The organism is Cohnella hongkongensis (assembly GCF_042654645.1).
GTDB classification, from domain to species: domain Bacteria; phylum Bacillota; class Bacilli; order Paenibacillales; family Paenibacillaceae; genus Cohnella; species Cohnella hongkongensis.
In genome coordinates, this window is record NZ_JBHSEP010000005.1 from 297,840 (window position 1) to 320,299 (window position 22,460).

The following is a 22,460-nucleotide window of genomic DNA, read 5'->3' on the forward strand; positions in this document are numbered from 1 at the left end:
TCGCGCGCCCGCTGCTGGGAGCGGGGCCGCTACTATAGGGGGAACGATAAGGATGAAGACTGTCATTGAAGTCGATAACGTCTCGTGGCGCAGAGAGCAGAAGACGCTGCTGCACAACGTCAGCTGGACGGTGAACCGAGGGGAGCATTGGGCGATTCTGGGGCTGAACGGCTCCGGCAAAACGACGCTGCTCAACATGATCAACGGCTACCTGTGGCCGACTCAAGGAAAAATCAGCGTGTTCGGAAGCCCGTTCGGCACGATCGATCTTCGCGAGCTGCGCAAGTCGATCGGCTGGGTCAGCTCCTCTCTGCAGGAGAGGCTGTCCGCGGGCGACAAGGCGCAGTCGGTCGTGCTGAGCGGCAAGTTCGCCTCGATCGGACTGTACGACAAGCCGACGAAGGAGGACGAGGAATACGCGGTCGAGCTTATGGAACAGCTGCGCTGCTCGCATCTGATCGGCCGGACGTACCAGACCTGCTCGCAGGGAGAGAAGCAGAAGCTGCTCATTGCAAGAGCGCTTATGGCGTCGCCGAAGCTGCTTATTTTGGACGAGCCCTGCAACGGACTCGATTTCATCTCCAGGGAGCAGTTGCTGTCCAGCATCGAACGCCTGGCGCGGCGGCCCGACGCGCCGAATCTGGTTTTCGTGACGCATCATACGGAGGAAATCGTGCCGATTTTCGGCCATTGTCTGCTCATGCGCAGAGGGGAGGTGTTTCGCGCGGGGAGAACGAAGGAGGTGCTGACGGAGCCGATTTTGACCGACTTTTTCGAAACCGGCATTACCGTTCATTGGCACAACGAACGCGCGATTCTGACATGGACGGGGCAGGAGGGCTATCGCGGGCTGGATTAACAGGAGAACGCCGATCGAGAGGCAGCTGCGGATACGCTTCACAGCGGGCAGCTCCCAGCGCTCGGCGCATCGCTGCATAACGGCTGCTGGTCGATCTCCCTTGTCCTTGACGCTGCCAAAGGCGCAAAGCTATAATAGCTTCAATTGATTGAGGGAGGCTCGGTTTAACCAGTGACTACTAACCAGCATGAAATGATCGTCGTACTCGATTTCGGCGGACAGTACAACCAACTGATCGCCAGACGCATTCGCGACTTGGGCGTGTACAGCGAATTGCTTCCATTTAATACGCCGGCGGACAAGCTTCGCGAGCTTGCGCCCAAGGGGATCGTTTTCTCCGGAGGACCGGCCAGCGTGTATGCGGAAGGCGCGCCCATGGTCGATCCTGCGGTCTACGAGCTCGGAGTGCCGATCTTCGGCATCTGCTACGGCATGCAGCTCATCACCCATCAGCAAGGCGGTAAAGTCGAGCCGGCCCACAAGCGCGAGTACGGAAAATCGGATATCGATTTCGCGGAGGGGGCGGCGCTCGTGCAAGGGCTGGACAGCCGCCAGACGGTGTGGATGAGCCACGGCGACCACGTGACCGAGCTTCCGGCCGGCTTCCGCGTCGACGCCAGCACCGAGCACGCTCCCGTAGCGGCGATGAGCGACCCGGACCGCAGGTTTTATGCCGTGCAGTTCCACCCGGAGGTTCGCCATTCCGTGCACGGCAACGAGATGATCCGCAACTTCCTGTTCGGCGTCTGCGGCTGCAAGGGCGATTGGTCGATGGGCTCCTTCATCGACGACATGGTCAGGGACATCCGCCAGCAGGTCGGAGACAAAAAGGTGCTGTGCGCGCTGTCCGGCGGAGTGGACTCCTCCGTCGTCGCCGTGCTGATCCATAAGGCGATCGGCGATCAGTTGACCTGCATGTTCATCGATCACGGCCTGCTGCGCAAGGGCGAGGCCGAGAGCGTCATGGAGACGTTCGTCGGCAAGTTCGGGATGAACGTCGTGAAGATCGACGCCAGCGAGCGGTTCCTCGGCAATCTGAAGGGCGTGGAAGATCCGGAGAAAAAACGCAAATTGATCGGCAACGACTTCATTCGCGTTTTCGAGGAGGAGTCGGCGCAGTTCGACGACTTCACGTTCCTGGCGCAGGGCACGCTGTATACGGACATCGTCGAGAGCGGCACGGCGACGGCGCAGACGATCAAGTCGCACCACAACGTCGGCGGCCTGCCGGAGGATATGAAGTTTCAGCTGATCGAGCCGTTGAAGACGCTGTTCAAGGACGAGGTGCGCAAGGTCGGCGCGGAATGCGGCCTGCCCGAAGCCATCGTCATGCGCCAGCCGTTCCCGGGTCCGGGTCTGGCCATTCGCGTGCTCGGGGAAGTGACGCCGGAGAAGCTGGAGATCGTCCGCGAGTCCGACGCAATTCTGCGCGACGAGATCGCCAAGGCGGGATTGGACCGCGAGATTTGGCAGTACTTCACGGCGCTGCCGAATATGAAGAGCGTCGGGGTGATGGGGGACGGACGCACTTACTCTCACACCGTCGGCATTCGCGCGGTGACGTCGATCGACGGCATGACCGCGGACTGGGCGCGCATCCCGTTCGACGTGCTGGAGAAAATCTCCAACCGCATCGTTAACGAAGTGCAGAACGTCAACCGCGTCGTCTACGACATTACGTCGAAGCCGCCGGCGACGATCGAGTGGGAGTAACGTCGTCAAACCCGTATCCTATCCGTCACTCAGGATGTTGAAGCTATAAACAAGCCGATTCTGCACGGGGCTGCCTTCAGCCCCATGGCCTGACGGCCGCCGCCGCGAAAGAAAACAGGCTGAAAACCGGCGAAGAACCTGCCAAAGCTGCATTGGCAGGTTTTTTGCTAAATGCGGGAGCTATTAAAAAGGAAGGGGGGGCTGCCGATGCTCGACTGTTATTATGAGCTGCGGGAGGCGAGCGAGCTTGCGCTCGGCTCTTCGGGCCAACAGGCGACCTTGGCGACAGACGGGCCCGCTTTGCTTCTAGTAACGGAAGGCGGGGGAAGCTTGCAACTGGGCGATGCTTCTTATCACCTGCACTACGGCTGCTTGCTGCTGCTGGCTCCGGGGACTCACGCGCAGCTTCGCTGCTCCGACGCGGCCAGCCTGTACGCCTATGTGCTGCAATTCGACGTATATCGGCTGATCGAGCAAGGACGGGATCATCTGCTGCATCGCCGCTCGTATGAAGGTCTGCCGGCGCCCGGCATGCTGACAAGCCAGTGCAGCCCAAGGCTGGCCGAGCTGTTCAGACTGCTGCTCGAATGGTGGCAGTCGCCGGATAAGACTTCGTCCGCATTGAAGGGGCATCGGCTGCTGCTGGAGACGATCGAGCGGAGCCTTGGTATAAACGATCAGAGCCTGCCAGCGGAGGAAGAGCCGATCCGGAAGGCGATTCGCCATATTAACGAGCGCTACGGGGATGATCTGAACCGAGGGATGCTGGCGGAAATGACGGGGTACCATCCGCACTACTTTTCACGCAAATTCTGCAAAGAAACCGGCCTCAGCGTGACGGACTACATTACCGCGTTCAGAATGAAAAAAGCCAAAGAGCAGTTGTTGACGACCGCCGGCTCGGTTCGCGAAATTGCCAGGCATGTCGGCTATGCCGACGCCTTGTACTTCAGCCGCAAATTCAAACGGCATACCGGCTTCTACCCGACGGAATACCGCAGGCAGCCCAAGAGAATAGCGGCCTTTCAGTTTCTCGGCACGCTGCTGCAGCTGGGGCTGAGGCCGATCGCGGGAGAGTCCCACATGCTGCGATACTCCGATCAGCTGCGCGATGAAATCCGCTCCATGCCCGAGTTCGAGCAGTGGAATCTGAACAAGCTGCGTTCGCTGGCGCCCGAGCTGATCGTAGCTCCCGGCTATTTGCGCAAGGATTTGCAGCGGCAACTGGCCGAAATCGCGCCTGTGCTGACGCAATCCACCGAAGAAGCCAGTCCGCTGGACATTCTGCATACGTTCGGCCGATTGCTGGGAAGACCGCGGGAGGCGGAGCAGGCTTTGGAGCGCCTGAACGCTTTGGCCGCCAAGGCGCGGGGACGTCTGGCGCAATGGCCAGGCAGGGAAGGGACGACCGCGGTATACGAAATCGCCGCCGGCCGAGTATATGTGATGGGCCGCTACGACCGTTGCAGCTTTGCCGCCTATCAGATGCTGGGCCTGAATCCGCCTCACAGGATACAGCGTCATCTGCAGCATAGCGGGGGATGCATTATGCTGGAGCCGAACCAGTTGGAGGAATACGCAGCCGACAACATGATTGTCAGCGTGTACGAGGAGGAAGGGATGGAGCTTACGAGACGGCTGCTGTCCAGCGATAGCTGGCAGAGGCTTGCGGCAGTGCGCCGCAATCGGGTGTATTGGATCCCCATCGGCCAAATCTGGTACAATGACGGCGTGTCCCTGGAAAAGCAGATACGGCTGCTGGAGGATCAGCTGTTGGGCGCAAGATGATCATAATCCATATAAAGTTATGTTCTTTTTCTATCGACGGCGGAAAAGGGGCTTGTTATCATTTTTAATTGATAATGATTCCCATTATCACAAACGTCGTTGCTGTGTACAGGAGGAGAACAAGGTGTTAAAGAGAGAAAAGGTTGGCATAATCGGTATTCTGCTGCTGTCAATAGGCTTGATCTTATCCGCATGCGGTGACGGAAGAGACACTGCTCCGTCCGCTTCGCAGAGCTCCGCGGAAGCGCCGCCGGCCTCCGCAGCCCCGCAGGCGGAAAGCGCTGCGTCCCCTGAGCCGGAAGATCAGGCGCTCCGCCCATTCGAGACGGGGAAAGGAACGATTCAAATTCCCGCCAAGCCGCAGCGGGTCGTGACGGACTATTACGGCGGAGAGCTGCTGGCCGCAGGATTAAACGTACTTGGCGTAGAACCGCTTACTTTCAACAATCCCTTTTTGGCGGACGATCTGAAAGAAGCAGAGGATGTGGGCGAGCCGTTGAATATCGAAAAAATATTGGAGCTAGATCCGGACTTGATCGTCGTCATGAACGACACCCAATACGAGGCTCTGTCCAAAATCGCCCCCACGGTTCATATTCCGTACAATACGGCGAAGAACGTCTATGAGACGATTAAGCTATTCTCGGAGCTGGCTGGAGCTCCGGACAATGCGGAGCGCTTGATCGAGGAATTCGATCAGAAGGCTCGGAAGGCGCGAGAGGCTTTACAGGGAATTGTGGACGAGAAGGCGACGATCGGCATCTATGAGCTGGTCAATGACGGTTCGTTCTGGATCTTCGGCGATAATGCCGGACGTGGCGGACAAGTGTTCTACAATGCGCTGGGCTTCGGCTCGCCGCATCCGGACAAGGAAGGAGAGCAGACGCTTCAGCTGTCCATGGAGATGCTTCCCGAGTATGATGCGGATTACATGTTCCTGACCGTCTACGATCCCGACAAGACCGGCGAGGCGCTGCGCAAGCTGCAGGAATCGGCCATCTGGAGCAGCTTGCCGGCCGTGAAGAACAACAGGCTGTTCATCAACGACTTCGACACCTGGTATCCGTACGATCCGCTTGCGATTTCCGGACAGATCGATCTGGCCGTCGAGCTGCTGACGCAGCGCGAAGCGGAGAACGCGAAATAAACGCTGGGATGCGAGGCGCGCTCAGCAAATTCGAGAAGAGCTGTCCCCAGACGAATACGGTCCAGGGCGACGGCTCTTTTCCATAAAAGGAGAATTCCGCCCAGCGTATGTTTTGTTTTCGTTTTCAATGGTATTTTCGGAGCGGAAGCGGCAGAAATGCGTGTCAATTCCGAACATTCTCACCGTTAACGGCGGTTGAACATACGTAAATAATCGTTGACAGGGGAGGGCTTTCGACCTAGAATATGGAATGGACAAACAACTGAATCCACTTTTCGTATAATCCCGGGAATCGGCCCGGGAGTCTCTACGAGGTCACCGCAAATGATCTGTCTACGAAAAGGGAAAACAAATCCGGAGGACCGCCGCGTCCGCAGGAATCGTTTTCCCGGTTGTGCGGAACCTAGAAGAGAAGTCTTCTAGGTTTTTTGTTTGTTTGCTGGAGTTCCAATTCATTCAAAAGTTGAAGGGAGAGTTTATGGGAACATGGAAAGTTTCTTTAAGCTGAAGGAACTGGGAACGAACGTACGCACGGAGATCATGGCAGGAATTACGACCTTCATGACGATGGCCTACATTCTGGCAGTGAACCCAGCCATCTTGTCGGGAGCGGGACTGAGCTTCGAGTCCGTCTTCCTCGCGACCGCGCTGGCGGCCGGCATTTTTACCATTGCGATGGGACTGTTCGTCAACTTCCCCGTTGCGCTCGCACCGGGCATGGGGCTGAACGCCTTCTTCGCGACGACGGTCATAACCTCTCAGGCGACGGGACATCCGATCACGCCCGAGATGGGGTTGGCTGCCGTATTTATTTCGGGGATTATCTTCTTTATTCTTACCGTGACGCAGATCAGGCAAATTCTGATCGTGGCCATCCCCGATGCGCTGAAGCATGCGATCACGGTCGGCATCGGGCTGTTCATCGCCGTTATCGGCATGAAGAACAGCGGCGTGCTGTCCATCCTCGCCTTCGATGACGGCAGCACGCTGATGACGATGGGACATCTGGAAGATCCGAACGTGTGGCTGACGATCGTCGGTCTCGGCATTATCGGCGTGCTGATGGTGCTGAGGGTAAAAGGCGCGATACTTCTGGGGATGATCGCCATCACGCTGATCGGTGCGATTCCAGGGGTCGGCCTTGTCAACTTCGCCGATCTGGGCAGCGCAAGCTGGGCTCCGAACTTCGGCGAGCTGAACTTCTGGCATATGGATTTCGCCGATCTGTTCACGACGGGGCTTCTGACGGCGATTGCCACGTTCACTTTCGTCGAGCTGTTCGATACGTTCGGCACTCTGGTCGGTACGGCGAACAGAGCCGGGTTCTTCAAGAATAAAGAAGAGGGCAACAAAAAAGTCGGCAAAGCGATGTTCGTAGACTCGATTGCGGTCAGCGGCGGCGCGATGCTCGGCACGAGCACCGTAACGGCATACGTGGAAAGCTCCGCGGGCATCGCCGAAGGCGGGCGCTCCGGTCTGACCGCGGTGACGACGGGCGTCTTCTTCCTGCTCGCGCTGTTCCTGCTGCCGATCGCCATGCTCATTCCGGCTCCGGCTACAAGCGCGGCGCTCATCATCGTCGGCGTGCTCATGGTGCAGTCGATCAAGGAAATCGATTTTACCGATCTGACCGTCGGCATTCCGGCGTTCCTGACGATTACGATCATGCCGTTCACGTACAATATCGCCAACGGGATTTCATTCGGCATCGTCTCCTATGTGCTGCTTGCCTTCGTGACGAATCTGGTCGGAGACAAAAAGCATAAAATCCACTGGCTGATGTGGGTGCTGTTCGTCATCGTCATCGCGCGTTACGTGTTCGTCGGCGGAGAATAATCGCGTTTATGGGCCGCTTGCGGCCCATGACATAGATCAACCCCGTTTCACTTCCGAATCGACGGAGGTGGGGCGGGGTTTTCCTCTGTCCAGATTTGATCAAAACACGAACATTAATAATATTTCTCAATGAAAGCGTTCGCCTTTGTTTGACAGCGCCGCCTTCTCTGGGGTACACTTAGTTACGTTAAGAAGCAAAATGACTTGGCTATTATTCAGCGAGCTTCAAGCGCGTATATGTCGGGGATCGGCCCGAACGTCTCTACCCGGAAACCCTAATTTCCGGACTACGCGGCACATCGTACGGAGCCCATATAGAGCGCGGACCGGATCAGGTTCGGGCTTTGTCTTGTCGCCGTTCGAGATGGCCGTCATAGGCAAGAGATTCGAGGGTCGATTGGGGAATACTGAAGATGTTCCCAACGACCTTTTTTGTGATTCAGAAAGGATCAAATTCGTTATCCTTATCCGAATCACCTCCGACATAAACGTTATCTCGCCGGTCCCAAGGACGGCGTAAGCCGTTTATGTTTGGTTCATGGTCGAAATAGAACATAAGGCGAAACGGGGAAGGGTGGAATCATGTCGTCACTTGTCGGCGTCATTATGGGCAGCACGTCGGATTGGGAAACGATGAAGAAAGCGTGCGAGATTCTGGAGGAATTGAACATTCCTTACGAGAAAAAAGTCGTCTCCGCGCATCGGACGCCGGACTTGATGTTCGAATACGCTGAAACCGCGGCATCCCGCGGCTTAAAGGTGATTATCGCAGGCGCCGGAGGCGCCGCTCATCTGCCGGGCATGGTCGCGGCCAAAACCGTCCTGCCCGTCATCGGAGTGCCCGTTCAATCGAAAGCGTTGAACGGGCTGGACTCGTTGCTCTCCATCGTGCAAATGCCGGGAGGCATTCCGGTGGCGACGGTGGCGATCGGCGCGGCCGGGGCGACGAACGCGGGCCTGCTCGCGGCTCAGCTCATCGGCGCGTTCGATCCGCAGGTGCAGGCTCGCGTCGCCGCCAGGCGCGAGCGCGTGACGCGCGAAGTGCTGGACAACGCGGAGCTGCCTTCATGAGCGGAGGGGATCACGTGAACAAGCTTGTGAATTTGTTTGACGGAGAGGGCATGGCCTGCGACGAATTCGGCTGCGCCGTTCCGGGCGCGGCGGATGGGCAGGCGGCAGAGATGGAGCCGTCCGCAGGCTCCAGCGCGGAAGCGGAGCAGCGGTCGAGCGCAAGGACTGAGGCGCCGTCCGCCGAAGCGGGCGGGAAGGGCGCGACGGCATTGCCGCGCCGCGCCATTCTGCCGGGGGCGACGATCGGCGTGCTCGGCGGCGGCCAGCTCGGCCGGATGCTGGCGCATGCCGGAGGCCGGCTCGGTTACCGGTTCGTGACGCTCGATCCGACGCCGGACAGCCCTTGCGGACAGACGGCGGACCAGATCACGGCGGCGTACGACGACCGGGAGGCGGCGCGGGAATTGGCCCGGCGCTCCGACGTCATCACGTACGAGTTCGAGAACGTGGACGCCGGCGTGGCGGAGATGCTGGAACGGGAATCGTACGTGCCGCAGGGCAGCAAGCTTCTATATACGACGCAGCATCGGCTGCGCGAGAAGCGGGCGGTCGAAGCGGCGGGGGTGCAGGTAGCGCCTTATGCCGAGATCGCGAGCCTGGAAGGCTTGCGCGAAGCGGCTGCGAGGCTCGGACTGCCGGCGGTGCTGAAAACCGCGACCGGCGGCTACGACGGCAAAGGCCAATGGGTGCTGCGGAGCGAGGACGAGCTGGCCCCGGCTTGGGAAGAGGCGGCGCGGAGCGGTACGCAGCTCGTGCTGGAGAAGTTTATCGTTTTCGACAAGGAAATTTCCGTGATTGCGGCGAGAAGCCCGTCGGGAGAAGTCAAGACGTTCCCGCCGGCGGAAAATATCCACGTTCATAATATATTGCATCTATCGATCGTGCCGGCGCGGATTACGGACGAGGTTCGCGCGGAGGCCGAGAAGCTGGCGGTGTCGATCGCCGAGACGCTCGGCGTCGTCGGACTGATCGCCGTCGAGATGTTCCTGACGGCGGACGGGCGGCTGTACGTTAACGAGCTGGCGCCGAGACCGCACAATTCCGGCCACTATACGATGGAAGCCTGCCGCACGTCGCAGTTCGAGCAGCACGTCCGGGCGATCTGCGATCTGCCGCTCGGCGATCCGTCGCTGCTGACGCCGGTCGTCATGGCGAACGTTCTCGGCGAGCATATGGAGCCTCTGCTCGCCTGGATGGGCGAGAAGGATTCGGCCGCCGAGAAGCTGGGCGTCGAGGTTAAGGTGCATCTGTACGGCAAGGCGGAAGCGAAGGTTAAGCGCAAGATGGGCCACCTGAACGTGCTGGCTCCGAACGTGGAATCGGCGCTGGAATGGATATCCCAATCGAACATATGGAGGGTCTAATCACACATGTTAGAACGTTATAGCCGTCCCGAGATGCGGGCGATCTGGACCGAACAGAACAAATTCCAAGCTTGGCTGGAGGTAGAATTGTGCGCGTGCGAGGCGTGGGCCGAGTTGGGGCATATTCCGCACGAAGACACGGCGGCGCTGCGTCGGAACGCGAAGTTCGACATCGACCGCATCTACGAGATCGAGCAGGAAACCCGCCACGACGTGATCGCCTTTACCCGCGCGGTATCGGAAAGTCTTGGACCGGAGCGCAAATGGGTACACTACGGCCTGACCTCGACGGACGTCGTCGATACGGCGATGGGTTACCTGCTTCGCCAGGCGAACGAGATTTTACGGAAGGATATTGTGAATTTCATCGCGATTCTTCGCGACCAGGCGATTAAATATAAGAAAACGCCGATGATGGGCCGCACGCACGGCGTCCATGCGGAGCCGACGACGTTCGGGCTGAAGCTGGCGCTGTGGCACGAGGAGATGAAGCGCAACCTGGAGCGGTTCGAGCATGCGGCGGCCGGCGTCGAATTCGGCAAAATGTCCGGCGCGGTCGGCACTTACGCGAACATCGATCCTTTCGTGGAGCAGTTCGTCTGCGGCAAGCTGGGCATTAAAGCGGCGCCGATCTCGACGCAGACGCTGCAGCGCGACCGCCATGCGGAATATATGGCGACGCTGGCGCTGATCGCGACGTCGATCGACAAGTTCGCGACGGAAATCCGCGGCTTACAGAAGAGCGAGTTCCGCGAGGTGGAGGAGCCGTTCGGCAAAGGTCAAAAGGGCTCGTCGGCGATGCCGCACAAGCGCAACCCGATCGGCTGCGAGAACATGAGCGGCCTGTCGCGCGTCATCCGCGGCCATATGCTGACCGCCTACGAGAACGTGCCGCTGTGGCACGAGCGCGACATCTCGCACTCCTCGGCGGAGCGGGTCATCCTGCCGGACGCGACGATGCTGCTGAACTACATGCTGAACCGGTTCGGCAACATCGTGAAGAATTTGACCGTATTCCCGGAAAACATGAAGCGCAACATGTCCCGCACGTACAACGTGCCGTTCTCCGGCCGCGTCATGACGAAGCTGATCGACAAGGGCTTCGCCCGCGAGCAGGCGTACGACACCGTGCAGCCTCGCGCGATGCAGGCGTGGGAGGAGCAGCGCGACTTCCGCGACATCGTGGAGTCGACGAAGGAGATTACCGACGTGCTGACCGCCGAGGAGATCGCCGACTGCTTCGATCCGACATGGCATCTGAAGCATGTGGATACGATTTTCGACCGGTTGGGATTGAACGAATAAGCGCGCCTGCTGGCGCCGCTAGGAGGCAGCAATGACTACCGAAGCATTGGCCACGGCCGTAGGGCTCGTGAACGCCCCGCTCATTCACAAGGGCAAGGTCCGGGAGCTGTACGATCTCGGAGAGCATTTATTAATTGTCGTAACGGATCGCATCTCGGCGTTCGACTATGTGCTGGATCCCCCGGTTCCCGGAAAAGGCAGCGTCCTGAACGGGCTGAGCGCCCACTGGTTCGAGCAGACCGCGGGCTTTCAGCCGAACCATGTCGTGCATACGGACGCGGCGCTGCTGGGCGACATCGTGAAGGAGCCGGAGAAGCTGGCCGGACGCATCATGGTCAGCCGGAAGGCGAAGCGCATCGACATCGAATGCGTCGTGCGCGGCTATATTACGGGCGGCGGCTGGCGTCAGTACCAGACTTCGGGCGAGGTCAACGGTATCCCGCTGCCTCAGGGCCTGCGGAAGAACGAGAAGCTGGAGCAGCCGATCTTCACTCCGGCGGGCAAAAACGACGTTGGCCACGACGAGGACATCCCGTTCGCGGAGATGGCCCGCCGCGTCGGCGCCGAGCTGGCGGAGGCGCTTCGCGACCGCAGCCTGAAGCTGTACGAGTTCGGGCGCGACTACTGCGCGAAGCGAGGCATCCTCCTCGCCGACTGCAAGTTCGAGTTCGGCCTGATCGACGGGGAGATCATCCTGATCGACGAGCTGTTCACGCCGGACTCCTCGCGCTTCTGGGCGGAGGAAAACTACAAGCTCGACGCCGAGATCGACAGCATGGACAAGGAGCCGGTGCGGGCCTACTTGGCCGGGTCGGACTGGGACAAGAATAGCCCGCCGCCACCGCTGCCTGCCGAAGTCGTCGAGGCGACGACAGCCCGCTATCGCGACATCGCCCGCAGGCTGACGGAGTAGCTCGCAGGTCGGGCGCCGGTCGCATCAGCCGCTTGTGAGATGACGCAGGCCGCAAGAGGCGGCGAACGCGACAGGCGGAAGCGCGTAACAGTCTGGCAGGCCGCAAGAGGCGGCGAGAGCGGCCAGCGGAAGCGCGTAACGGTCTGACAGGCCGCAAGAGGCGGCGAGAGCGGCCAGCGGAAGCGCATAACGGTCTGCCGGCTGCAAGAGTACGACGCCGATGTCTCGCCAATGATAACGCACCACCTAATGGATCTAACGGATCGCATCCGCACGAGGGTTTACTTTTTGACAAGCCAGACGTTCTTATTCCATTCGCATACCCCATCCAATCGAGATCAGGAGGAACTCCCCCATGAAAGCAAAGGTTTACGTGACGATCAAGCAGAACGTGCTCGACCCGCAAGGGAACGCGGTGCAGGGCGCGCTGCATTCGCTCGGCTTCAATGAAGTCGGCAAGGTGAGAATCGGCAAATATCTCGAGCTGGACCTGGACACGAACGATCGCGCGCAAGCGGAGGAAAAGCTTAAAGTGATGTGCGAGAAGCTTCTGGCCAACACGGTCGTCGAAGACTATCGTTTCGAATTGGAGGGCTGAGGCGCTCATGAAATTCGCTGTACTCGTGTTTCCCGGCTCCAACTGCGACATCGACTGCTACAAGGCGGTAGAGGATACGGTCGGCCAAGCGGTCGATTACGTGTTCCACACGGCAACCGATCTGTCCGCCTACGACGCGATCCTCGTTCCGGGAGGCTTCTCCTACGGAGATTACCTGCGCTGCGGCGCGATCGCGCAGTTCGCCCCGGTCATGGCCGAGGTGAAGAAGGCGGCCGAACAGGGCAAGTTCATCCTCGGCATCTGCAACGGCTTCCAGATTCTCACGGAAGCGGGCCTGCTGCCGGGAGCTCTTATACGCAACAACTCGCTGAAGTTCCGCTGCCATCAGGTCGAGCTGAGCGTCGAGAACGCCCGGACGGCCTTCACGAACGATTACAAACAAGGCGAGGTCGTCACGATTCCGATCGCGCACGGGGAAGGCAGCTACTATGTGGACGGCGAGACGCTGGCGCAGCTGAAGGCGAAAAACCAGATCGTGTTCCGCTACGCGGGAGAAAACCCGAACGGCTCCGTCGACAATATCGCGGGCGTGTGCAGCGAGGCCGGCAACGTCGTCGGCATGATGCCCCACCCGGAACGGGCGGTTAAGGACATTCTCGGCTCCGCCGACGGCGCGCGGATGTTTACGTCAGTACTCAACGCTTGGAGGGAACGCAATGGCGCAGCAAGTATCCGCTAAGGAACCGACGGTCGAACAGATCGCGGATCAGAAAATATACAAGCAATTCGGCGTTTCGGAAAAAGAGTACGAGCTCATCTGCGACTTTATGGGACGCAAGCCGAACTATACGGAAATCGGCGTATTCAGCGTCATGTGGTCGGAGCACTGCGCGTACAAAAACTCCAAGCCTCTGCTGCGGAGATTTCCGACTTCGGGGCCGCGCGTCCTGATGGGGCCGGGCGAAGGAGCGGGCATCGTCGACATCGGCGACAATCAGGCGGTCGTGTTCAAAATCGAATCGCACAACCATCCGTCTGCGGTCGAGCCGTACCAAGGCGCGGCGACGGGCGTGGGCGGCATTATTCGCGATATTTTCTCGATGGGGGCGCGTCCGGTCGCTCTGCTGAACTCTTTGCGGTTCGGCCGGCTGGAGAACGAGCGCGTGCGTTACCTGTTCGAGCACGTCGTCAGCGGCATCGCGGGCTACGGCAACTGCATCGGCATCCCGACGGTTGCGGGCGAGATCATGTTCGACGAAGCTTACGAAGGCAACCCGCTCGTTAACGCGATGTGCGTCGGGCTGATCGACCACGATAAAATTCAACGCGGCGTCGCCAAAGGCATCGGAAACCCGGTGTTCTACGTCGGACCGGCGACGGGACGCGACGGCATCCACGGCGCGACGTTCGCCTCCGAGGATTTGACGGCGGAGTCCGAAGCGAAGCGTTCGGCGGTGCAGGTCGGCGATCCGTTCATGGAGAAGCTGGTCATGGAAGCGACTTTGGAACTGATCGACTCCGGCATCGTGCTCGGCATTCAAGACATGGGCGCGGCGGGACTCACTTGCTCCAGCGCCGAGATGGCGAGCAAGGCGGGCAACGGCATGGAGCTGTATCTCGACGAAGTGCCGCAGCGCGAGGAAGGCATGACGGCGTACGAAATGATGCTGTCCGAGTCGCAGGAGCGGATGCTGTTCGTCTGCGAGCCTCAGCACGAGGAGCAGGCGAAGGCGATCTTCGCGCGTTGGGGGCTGCACTGCGCGAAGGTGGGCAAGGTGACCGACGACGGGCGCCTGAAGCTGTTCCATAAAGGCGAGCTGGTCGGAGATATGCCGGTCAAGGCGCTTGTGGACGACTGCCCGGTGTATGAGAAGCCGTCCGCCGTGCCGGATTATTATCGGAAGAACGGTTCGATCGATACGAATCGTTACGAGCAAGTGCTGGATCTGAATGAGGCTTTGCTGAAGGTGCTCGGTTCTCCGTCGCTGGCCAGCAAAGAGTGGGTATACAATCAGTACGATTACATGGTGCGCACGGAGACGGCGGTTCGTCCGGGCTCGGACGCGGCGGTCGTCACGATTCGCGGCACGCGCAAGGGTCTGGCGATGACGACCGACTGCAACGGCCGCTACGTTTATCTCGATCCAGAGGTTGGCGGACGCATTGCGGTCGCCGAAGCGGGACGCAACATCGTCTGCTCCGGCGCCGAGCCGCTGGCGATTACGGACAACCTGAACTTCGGCAGCCCGGAGAAGCCGGAAGTGTTCTGGCAGATGGAGAAGGCGGTCGACGGCATGGCGGAAGCCTGCCGCGTGCTGGATACGCCGGTGATCGGCGGCAACGTGTCTCTCTATAACGAAAATGTTCGCGGAGCCATCTATCCGACGCCGGTCGTCGGCATGGTCGGCCTCGTGCACGACGTCGATCATATTACGACGCAGGAGTTCAAGGCGGCAGGCGACGTCATCTTCCTGCTCGGCGAGACGAAGGCGGAGATCGGCGGCAGCGAATTCCAGTACGCCGTTCACGGCGTGACGGAGGGCCGTCCTCCGGAGCTGGATCTGGCGGTCGAGAAGAAGCTGCAGCAGGCGGTTCTTGGCGCGATTCAGGCGGGTCTGGTCGCTTCGGCGCACGACTTGTCCGAAGGCGGGCTGGCCTCGGCGCTAGCGGAAGCGTGCTTCGGGCGCGGTCTGGGCGCGGAAGTGGATTTCGATACGAATCTTCGTCCCGACCTGGCGCTGTTCAGCGAATCCCAGTCGCGGATTTTGCTGACGGTTAAGCCGGAGCTGGAGCAGCAGCTTGCGCTGTTCCTGGTGAAATCCGATATTCCCGTCAAGCTTCTGGGAACGGTCGGCGGCGACCGCCTGAAGGTCAAAGTCCGCGGTCGCGACGCGATCGACGCGTCCGTGGAGGAGCTGCGGGCGGTCTGGTCTCAAGCGATTCGGAACCATATGAACGGTAAGACGGCATGACATCTAGCGTTGCGAACGGGGGGACAGAAGTGACGCGGCTCTGGACCGGGGATTATTACAACGAGGGCAACAGCAGCAGGGAATCCATTTTCGATAAAGTGCGGGAGGAGTGCGGCGTGTTCGGGGTGTACGGTCATCCCGACGCGGCTAATCTTTCCTATTACGGTCTGCACGCGCTGCAGCACCGCGGCGAGGAGAGCTGCGGCATCTGCACGTCGGATGAAGGTGCGTTTCATTATCACCGGGGGATGGGGCTCGTCAAGGAAGTGTTCGATCGCGACCGGCTCGATTCGCTGAAGGGCAGCCAGGCGATCGGCCATGTGCGCTATTCCACTTCCGGCTCCAGCCAGCTCGGGAACGCGCAGCCTCTCGTATTCAAATACCGCGGCGGCGATCTGGCCGTCTGCACGAACGGAAACCTGGTCAACGAGCCGGCCATCCGCAAGGAGCTGGAGGAGTCGGGCTCGATCTTCCAGACGACGAGCGACACGGAAGTTATCGCGCATCTCATCGCGCGTTCCTCCAAGGATCTGGTCGAAGCGGTGAAGGACGCGTTCCTGCGTCTGATCGGGGGCTACGCGTTTCTGATCCAGACGAAGGACTGCCTGATCGCGGCGTGCGATCCGCACGGCCTTCGTCCTCTCGTGATGGGCAGGCTCGGAGCGGCTTATATTTTCGCTTCGGAGTCGTGCGCTCTGGAGACGATCGGCGCCGAGTACGTGCGCGACGTTCAGCCGGGCGAGCTGCTGGTGCTGAGCAAGGAAGGCTTGCGCGAGGAGCGGTTCGCGCCGATGAAGCGCCGGGCGATCTGCTCGATGGAGTATATTTACTTCGCGCGTCCGGACAGCGATATCTATGGGGCGAATCTGCATTCGTCGCGGAAGCGGATGGGGCAGATTCTGGCCCAGGAGTCGTTCGTGGACGCCGATATCGTCACCGGGGTGCCGGATTCGAGCATTTCGGCGGCGATCGGTTACGCGGAGCAGACGGGCATTCCCTACGAGCTCGGATTGATCAAGAACAAGTATACCGGCCGGACGTTCATCCAGCCTTCCCAGGAGCTTCGCGAGAAGGGCGTCAAGATGAAGCTGTCCGCCGTTCGCAAAGTCGTCGAAGGCAAGCGCGTCGTCATGATCGACGACTCGATCGTGCGCGGCACGACGTCGCTGCGGATCGTGAACATGCTCCGCGAGGCCGGAGCGCTCGAGGTTCACGTCCGCATCACGTCGCCGCCGTTCATGAACCCGTGCTACTACGGCATCGATACGCCGAACCCGGGCGACCTGATCGCCTCGAGCAAGTCGGTGGAGGAGATTCGGCAGGCGATCAACGCGGATTCTCTGTATTTTCTCACGGAGAAAGGACTGCGCGACGCCGTCGGCATTCACCCGACGGAGTACAACAACGGGCTGTGCATGGCTTGCTTCAACAATGACTACCCGACGCCGGTTCGTTTTGAGGAAGCGAAGCTGACGTCCTGCAGCTGCGATTAAGCGCGGGCGGGGGAGACGCGAGGGCGCCGGTTCTGAGGCGGGGGGCGTGCGAATAAGCACGCGAATAAGCGCGTCTCGCGGGCTTAATCGCCCCGTCCGGGTCGGGCCCTCCCGATTAAGCGCGCCTTTCGCGGCTTTTGGCCCCGCCCGAATCGGCACTCTCGAATAAGCGCGCCTCGCGGCTTATTGGCCCCGCCCGGGTCGGCGAATATCGGGATAGACGCGCCATACGTGCTTTTGACGGCGTACGTTGCGCGAGTTAACAAGAATAAAGGGAGTTGAAATCATTGTCCGAGGCGTACAAACAGGCCGGAGTCGATATCGCGGCCGGCAACGAAGCGGTCGAACGGATGAAGAAGCACGTCAAGAAAACGTTCCGCCCGGAAGTGCTGACCGGTCTTGGCGGATTCGGCGGGTTATTCGGCCTGAACAAAGACAAGTATGAGGAGCCGGTGCTCGTCAGCGGAACGGACGGAGTCGGCACAAAGCTGAAGCTGGCGTTCGCGATGGACAAGCACGATACGATCGGCATCGACGCGGTGGCGATGTGCGTGAACGACGTCGTCGTGACCGGAGCGGAGCCGCTCTTCTTCCTCGACTATCTCGCTTGCGACAAGGTCATTCCCGAGAAGATCGAAGCGATCGTCAAAGGCGTCGCGGACGGCTGCGAGCAGGCCGGCTGCACTCTCATCGGTGGGGAGACGGCTGAGATGCCGGGCATGTACGCCGAGGGCGAGTACGATATCGCGGGCTTCACGGTCGGCGTCGTCGACCGCAAGAAGGCGATCGACGGTTCGACGATCCGGGCGGGCGACGCCATCCTCGGGTTCGCGTCGAGCGGCATTCACTCGAACGGCTTCTCGCTCGTTCGCCGGCTGCTGCTGGAGCAGGAAGGCTATTCGCTGTCCGACAAGCCGGCCGGGCTGGAAGGCCGCGCGCTGGGCGACGTGCTGATCGAGCCGACGCGCATCTATGTAAAGCCGATTCTGAAGCTGCTTGAATCCGTTTCGATCAAGGGGATGGCCCATATAACGGGCGGCGGCTTCATCGAGAACATTCCGCGCATGCTGCCGGAAGGCGTCAATGCGGACATCCGGCCCGGCTCCTGGCCGGTGCTCCCGATCTTCGGGCTGCTGCAGCAAGCCGGCAGCGTGACCGACCGCGACATGTACACGACGTTCAACATGGGCATCGGCATGGTGCTCGTCGTTCCTGAGGAGCAGGCGGAACTGGCGCTGGCGATCGCGAAGGAGCAGGGAGAGCAGGCTTACCGCATCGGCTCCGTAACTGAAGGCGCGAAGATCGTGACGTTCGAAGGCGCGGAGCTGCCATGACGTACGGCAACGAGGGAGCCGCGCGAGCGTTGTCTTCTTCCCCGCTGAAGGTCGCGGTGTTCGCCTCGGGCAACGGAAGTAACTTTCAGGCGCTGGCCGAGGCGGTTCGAGCCGGTCGGATCCGCGCGGAGATCGACCTCGTCGTCTGCGACAAGCCTTCGGCCTACGTGCTGGAGCGCGCTCGCAGTCTGGGCGTCGACACGTACGTGTTTGCCCCCCGGGATTACGCCTCCAGAGAGGCTTATGAAGCGGAGATCGTGCGGGAGCTTCAGAGACGCGGAATCGGCCTTGTCGTGATGGCGGGCTATATGAGACTGGTGACATCCACGCTGATCGAGCCCTATGACGGACGAATCATCAATATCCATCCGGCGCTGCTTCCGGCGTTTCCCGGCGTGGACGGAATCGGCCAGGCGATCCGCTACGGCGTGAAGGTGGCCGGAGCGACCGTTCATTTCGTCGACGGGGGCATGGATACCGGCCCGATCATCGCCCAGCAAGCGGTAGAGGTGCTGGACGACGATACCCCGGAAACGCTGGGCGCAAAAATTCATCGGGCGGAGTACGAGCTGCTGCCCCGGGTCGTAGGCTGGATCGCGGGCGGCAAGGTGCGCCTTGACGGACGCAAAGTAACGATAACCAACTGAACGGAGGATTCATTCGTGGCGATTAGAAGAGCGCTGGTCAGCGTATCGGACAAGACCGGAATTGTGGAATTGTGCCGTGAGCTCGCCAATCAAGGCGTGCAAGTGATTTCGACAGGCGGTACGAAGACGCTGCTGGAGAAAGAGAACGTGCCGGTCGTCGGCATCTCCGAAGTGACGGGTTTCCCGGAAATTCTCGACGGACGGGTCAAAACGCTGCATCCCGCGGTCCATAGCGGCTTGCTGGCGATCCGCGGCGAGGCCGAGCATACGAAGCAGATGGAAGAGCTGAATCTGGACTACATCGATCTCGTCGTCGTCAACCTGTATCCGTTCAAGGAGACGATCTCCAAGCCGAACGTCTCCTACGAGGACGCGATCGAGAACATCGATATCGGCGGTCCGACGATGCTGCGTTCGGCGGCCAAGAATCACGCCTTCGTCACCGTTGTCGTGGACGCGGGAGACTACGACCGGGTGCTGGAGGAGATCCGCGCCGGCGGAGACACGACGCTCGATACCCGCAAGCGTCTGGCGGCGAAGGTGTTCCGCCATACGTCGGCGTACGACGCGCTGATCTCCGACTATTTCGCCAAGCAGCTCGGCGATCCGCTGCCGGAAAGCTTGACGCTGACGTACGAGAAGGTTCAGGATCTGCGTTACGGAGAGAATCCTCACCAGAAGGCGGCTTTCTATCGCAAGCCTCTGGCCTCGGCTTATAACATTACGGCGGCCGAGCAGCTTCACGGCAAAGAACTGTCCTACAACAACATCAACGACGCGAACGCGGCTCTGGCGATCGTCAAGGAGTTCGACGAGCCGGCGGTCGTTGCGGTCAAGCATATGAACCCGTGCGGCGTCGGCATCGGCGCGAGCATCGACGAAGCCTACCGCAAAGCGTACGAAGCCGATCCGACCTCGATCTTCGGCGGCATCATCGCGGCGAACCGCGTCATCGAAGCGGATACGGCGGTCCGTCTGAGCGAGATTTTCCTGGAAATCATCATTGCCCCGGACTTTGCGCCGGAGGCGCTTGAAATTCTCCAACGGAAGAAAAATATTCGTCTGATGCGCATCGGCGAGCTCCCGTCGGCCAAGGAGCGCAGCTCCGAATGGCTCGTGACGAGCGTCGAGGGCGGCATGCTCGTGCAGGAGAGCGATGTGCACAGCCTGTCCGAGAACGATCTGACGGTCGTCACGGAACGCGCGCCAACGGCGGAGGAAATGAAGCAGCTGCTGTTCGCCTGGAAGGTCGTCAAGCATGTGAAGTCGAACGCGATTTTGCTGGCTCGGGACAATATGACGGTCGGCGTCGGCGCGGGGCAGATGAACCGGGTGGGCGCGGCCCGCATCGCCATCGAGCAGGCGGGAGATCTGGCGCGGGGCGCCGTGCTCGCCTCCGACGCATTCTTCCCGATGGGGGATACGGTGGAGCTTGCCGGTCAGGCGGGAATTACGGCGATCATTCAGCCGGGCGGCTCCGTAAAGGACGCGGAGTCAATTGCGGCCGCGAATGCCGCGGGCATCGCGATGGTCGTGACGGGAGTTCGTCATTTCAGACATTAAGGCGGCTGCGCCGTTGTTTTCAGAGGGGGATAAGAGCGTGAAAGTGTTGGTCATCGGACGCGGCGGACGCGAGCATGCGATCGTCTGGGCGCTCAGGAAGAGCGGCAAAGTCGGGAAAATCTACTGCGCGCCCGGCAACGCCGGGATCGGAGAGCTGGCGGAGAACGTGGACATCGGGGAGATGGAGTTTGACCGTCTCGTCGGCTTCGCGCGCGAGCAAGCGATCGACCTTGTCGTCGTCGGCCCGGACGATCCGCTGGCCGCCGGCATCGTGGACGAGTTCGAGGCGGCTTCGATTCCGGTGTACGGGCCCCGCAAGAACGCCGCGGAAATCGAGGGCAGTAAAATCTTCATGAAAAACCTGCTCCGCAAATACAACATTCCGACCGCCAAGTACGAGACGTTCACTGACTACGAGTCGGCCAAAGCTTATCTGGCGAAGCAGCCGCTGCCTATCGTCATTAAGGCGGACGGACTGGCTGCGGGCAAGGGAGTAACGGTATGCTTCACGCGCGAAGAAGCGGACCAGGCGCTGGAGGAGACGATGGTGAGCAAGTCGTTCGGCGCGGCCGGGGACCGGGTAGTCATCGAAGAGTTCCTCGAAGGCCAGGAGATGTCCATTCTCGCGTTCGTGGACGGAGAAACGGTCCGGGCGATGTCGCCCGCGCAGGATCATAAGCAGGTGTTCGACAACGACAAAGGGCCGAACACCGGCGGCATGGGCACGTACTCGCCGCTTCCTCATATCGATCCGTCGATCATCGAGGAAGCGATCGAGAACATTATCAAGCCGACGGCTCGCGCGATGGCGGCGGAGGGCCGTCCTTTCCGCGGCGTGCTGTTCGCGGGCTTGATGATCACGAAGGATGGTCCGAAAACGATCGAGTTCAACGCCCGTTTCGGAGATCCGGAGGCCCAGGTCGTTCTTCCGCGGCTGGAGACGGATCTGCTGGAGATTATTCTTGCGTCGATCAACGGCACGCTGGCGGATATCGACATCCGCTGGAGCGACGAAGCGGCCGTCTGCGTCGTGCTGGCGTCGGGCGGCTACCCGGGCTCGTATCCGAAGGGCCTGCCGATCGAAGGGCTGGATCGCGTCGATGTGCCCGGCGCGCTCGTCTTCCATGCGGGCACCGCGCTGAAGGACGGACGCATCGTGACCAACGGCGGGCGCGTGCTTGGCGTCGTCGGACGCGGGCCGGGCATCGCCGAAGCGCGGGCCAGCGCCTATGCGGCGGCTGCCGGCATTACGTTCGAGGGCAAATTAAATCGCACGGACATAGCGGCGAAGGCGCTCGTGTAGCGCCCTTCCAATCGCTTCCGCAGCCTCCGGTACGGAGTCTTGCGCTTCTGGCGCAGGAGTTCGAGCCGGGGGCTTATTCTTTATAAAACAGCGACTTGCGGCGGGTCAGCACGAATCCGACCGCATAAATAACGCCGAGGATGAGCAGAACGCTTAGGATGTGGGTCGAGGCCCATCGCAGCAGGCTTTCCATACCGTCATCTCCTTCCGGAAAAATCCGCCGCGAAGCGGCAGTTACGTAGTAGCGTTCCCGATTTTCACCTCAAAGATGAGACATCGAACGGGGAACATTCAGACTTCGAATCCCTGATGTTTTAACCCACGCCAACCTACGCCAATTCACTAGCCCACGATAGCCCATAACCCATGCTAACCTATGCCAATTCACCAACCCATTTCAGCCCCCCAAGCCGCGCTAACCTATGCCAACTTACAAGTCCACGACAGCCATCACCCCATGCTAACCTGGAGTGCTACGATAAAAATGCAGTCGAAAAACACCCTCATATGAAATAAAATGAAAGCTAACGAGGGGACGGGAGACAATGAAACGGTACGACAAAGCATTCAAAGAAGAAGCAGTCAGATTAAGC

Annotated in this window: 17 protein-coding genes and 2 riboswitches; all 17 genes read left to right on the forward strand. The window is 60.3% G+C overall.

The annotated features are described in order from the left end of the window. Positions 1-52: 52 nt before the first annotated feature. The 17 genes from ACFO3S_RS10130 (at position 53) to purD (ending at position 21,867) form a co-directional block, all read left to right on the forward strand. Complete coding sequence (locus ACFO3S_RS10130) at positions 53-859, forward strand: ABC transporter ATP-binding protein (RefSeq protein WP_378094996.1); 807 nt, start codon at positions 53-55, stop codon at positions 857-859. A 192-nt stretch (positions 860-1,051) separates the two neighbouring features. Then, positions 1,052-2,572, forward strand: a complete 1,521-nt coding sequence (gene guaA / locus ACFO3S_RS10135; RefSeq protein WP_378095042.1) for a glutamine-hydrolyzing GMP synthase — start codon at positions 1,052-1,054, stop codon at positions 2,570-2,572. Positions 2,573-2,779: 207 nt separating this feature from the next. Further along, a complete protein-coding gene (locus tag ACFO3S_RS10140) occupies positions 2,780-4,360 on the forward strand; it encodes a helix-turn-helix domain-containing protein (protein WP_378094998.1) in 1,581 nt (526 codons plus the stop codon). A gap of 124 nt (positions 4,361-4,484) precedes the next feature. Beyond that, the gene (locus tag ACFO3S_RS10145; RefSeq protein WP_378095000.1) at positions 4,485-5,507 is read left to right on the forward strand and encodes an ABC transporter substrate-binding protein; all 1,023 of its coding nucleotides are present in this window, start codon (positions 4,485-4,487) and stop codon (positions 5,505-5,507) included. Positions 5,508-5,762: 255 nt separating this feature from the next. Then, a riboswitch (purine riboswitch) is annotated at positions 5,763-5,863 on the forward strand. A gap of 130 nt (positions 5,864-5,993) precedes the next feature. After that, positions 5,994-7,343, forward strand: a complete 1,350-nt coding sequence (locus ACFO3S_RS10150) for an NCS2 family permease (RefSeq protein ID WP_378095002.1) — start codon at positions 5,994-5,996, stop codon at positions 7,341-7,343. 211 nt (positions 7,344-7,554) lie between these two features. Continuing rightward, a riboswitch (purine riboswitch) is annotated at positions 7,555-7,653 on the forward strand. 272 nt (positions 7,654-7,925) lie between these two features. Then, on the forward strand, positions 7,926-8,414 hold the full coding sequence (gene purE, locus ACFO3S_RS10155; protein WP_378095004.1) for a 5-(carboxyamino)imidazole ribonucleotide mutase: 489 nt from the start codon (positions 7,926-7,928) through the stop codon (positions 8,412-8,414). Continuing rightward, complete coding sequence (gene purK, locus ACFO3S_RS10160) at positions 8,411-9,778, forward strand: 5-(carboxyamino)imidazole ribonucleotide synthase (protein WP_378095006.1); 1,368 nt, start codon at positions 8,411-8,413, stop codon at positions 9,776-9,778. Before purE ends, purK begins: the two co-directional genes overlap by 4 nt. Before the next feature lie 6 nt (positions 9,779-9,784). Further along, on the forward strand, positions 9,785-11,083 hold the full coding sequence (gene purB, locus ACFO3S_RS10165; protein WP_378095008.1) for an adenylosuccinate lyase: 1,299 nt from the start codon (positions 9,785-9,787) through the stop codon (positions 11,081-11,083). Between the two features lie 31 nt (positions 11,084-11,114). After that, on the forward strand, positions 11,115-11,996 hold the full coding sequence (locus ACFO3S_RS10170) for a phosphoribosylaminoimidazolesuccinocarboxamide synthase (protein WP_378095010.1): 882 nt from the start codon (positions 11,115-11,117) through the stop codon (positions 11,994-11,996). A 355-nt stretch (positions 11,997-12,351) separates the two neighbouring features. Further along, positions 12,352-12,594 (forward strand): phosphoribosylformylglycinamidine synthase subunit PurS, encoded by a 243-nt coding sequence (gene purS / locus ACFO3S_RS10175; RefSeq protein ID WP_378095012.1) that lies wholly within the window; start codon positions 12,352-12,354, stop codon positions 12,592-12,594. Between the two features lie 7 nt (positions 12,595-12,601). Continuing rightward, a complete protein-coding gene (gene purQ, locus ACFO3S_RS10180) occupies positions 12,602-13,294 on the forward strand; it encodes a phosphoribosylformylglycinamidine synthase subunit PurQ (protein WP_378095014.1) in 693 nt (230 codons plus the stop codon). Then, a complete protein-coding gene (gene purL / locus ACFO3S_RS10185) occupies positions 13,272-15,527 on the forward strand; it encodes a phosphoribosylformylglycinamidine synthase subunit PurL (protein ID WP_378095016.1) in 2,256 nt (751 codons plus the stop codon). Before purQ ends, purL begins: the two co-directional genes overlap by 23 nt. Then, the gene (gene purF / locus ACFO3S_RS10190) at positions 15,524-17,020 is read left to right on the forward strand and encodes an amidophosphoribosyltransferase (RefSeq protein ID WP_378095018.1); all 1,497 of its coding nucleotides are present in this window, start codon (positions 15,524-15,526) and stop codon (positions 17,018-17,020) included. Before purL ends, purF begins: the two co-directional genes overlap by 4 nt. A gap of 287 nt (positions 17,021-17,307) precedes the next feature. After that, on the forward strand, positions 17,308-18,354 hold the full coding sequence (purM, locus tag ACFO3S_RS10195) for a phosphoribosylformylglycinamidine cyclo-ligase (protein ID WP_378095020.1): 1,047 nt from the start codon (positions 17,308-17,310) through the stop codon (positions 18,352-18,354). Beyond that, complete coding sequence (gene purN / locus ACFO3S_RS10200; RefSeq protein ID WP_378095022.1) at positions 18,351-19,001, forward strand: phosphoribosylglycinamide formyltransferase; 651 nt, start codon at positions 18,351-18,353, stop codon at positions 18,999-19,001. The genes purM and purN overlap by 4 nt, the downstream gene beginning before the upstream one ends. Positions 19,002-19,016: 15 nt before the next feature. Next, complete coding sequence (gene purH, locus ACFO3S_RS10205) at positions 19,017-20,564, forward strand: bifunctional phosphoribosylaminoimidazolecarboxamide formyltransferase/IMP cyclohydrolase (RefSeq protein WP_378095024.1); 1,548 nt, start codon at positions 19,017-19,019, stop codon at positions 20,562-20,564. A 37-nt stretch (positions 20,565-20,601) separates the two neighbouring features. After that, positions 20,602-21,867, forward strand: a complete 1,266-nt coding sequence (gene purD / locus ACFO3S_RS10210; RefSeq protein ID WP_378095026.1) for a phosphoribosylamine--glycine ligase — start codon at positions 20,602-20,604, stop codon at positions 21,865-21,867. Positions 21,868-22,460 lie beyond the last annotated feature (593 nt).

Bases quoted from the DNA above. Each gene is read 5' to 3' on its own strand.
- ACFO3S_RS10130 (WP_378094996.1), top strand. From the start codon at position 53: ATGAAGACTGTCATTGAAGTCGATAACGTCTCGTGGCGCAGAGAGCAG.
- guaA (WP_378095042.1), top strand. From the start codon at position 1,052: ATGATCGTCGTACTCGATTTCGGCGGACAGTACAACCAACTGATCGCC.
- ACFO3S_RS10140 (WP_378094998.1), top strand. From the start codon at position 2,780: ATGCTCGACTGTTATTATGAGCTGCGGGAGGCGAGCGAGCTTGCGCTC.
- ACFO3S_RS10150 (WP_378095002.1), top strand. From the start codon at position 5,994: ATGGAAAGTTTCTTTAAGCTGAAGGAACTGGGAACGAACGTACGCACG.
- purE (WP_378095004.1), top strand. From the start codon at position 7,926: ATGTCGTCACTTGTCGGCGTCATTATGGGCAGCACGTCGGATTGGGAA.
- purK (WP_378095006.1), top strand. From the start codon at position 8,411: ATGAGCGGAGGGGATCACGTGAACAAGCTTGTGAATTTGTTTGACGGA.
- purB (WP_378095008.1), top strand. From the start codon at position 9,785: ATGTTAGAACGTTATAGCCGTCCCGAGATGCGGGCGATCTGGACCGAA.
- ACFO3S_RS10170 (WP_378095010.1), top strand. From the start codon at position 11,115: ATGACTACCGAAGCATTGGCCACGGCCGTAGGGCTCGTGAACGCCCCG.
- purS (WP_378095012.1), top strand. From the start codon at position 12,352: ATGAAAGCAAAGGTTTACGTGACGATCAAGCAGAACGTGCTCGACCCG.
- purQ (WP_378095014.1), top strand. From the start codon at position 12,602: ATGAAATTCGCTGTACTCGTGTTTCCCGGCTCCAACTGCGACATCGAC.
- purL (WP_378095016.1), top strand. From the start codon at position 13,272: ATGGCGCAGCAAGTATCCGCTAAGGAACCGACGGTCGAACAGATCGCG.
- purF (WP_378095018.1), top strand. From the start codon at position 15,524: ATGACATCTAGCGTTGCGAACGGGGGGACAGAAGTGACGCGGCTCTGG.
- purN (WP_378095022.1), top strand. From the start codon at position 18,351: ATGACGTACGGCAACGAGGGAGCCGCGCGAGCGTTGTCTTCTTCCCCG.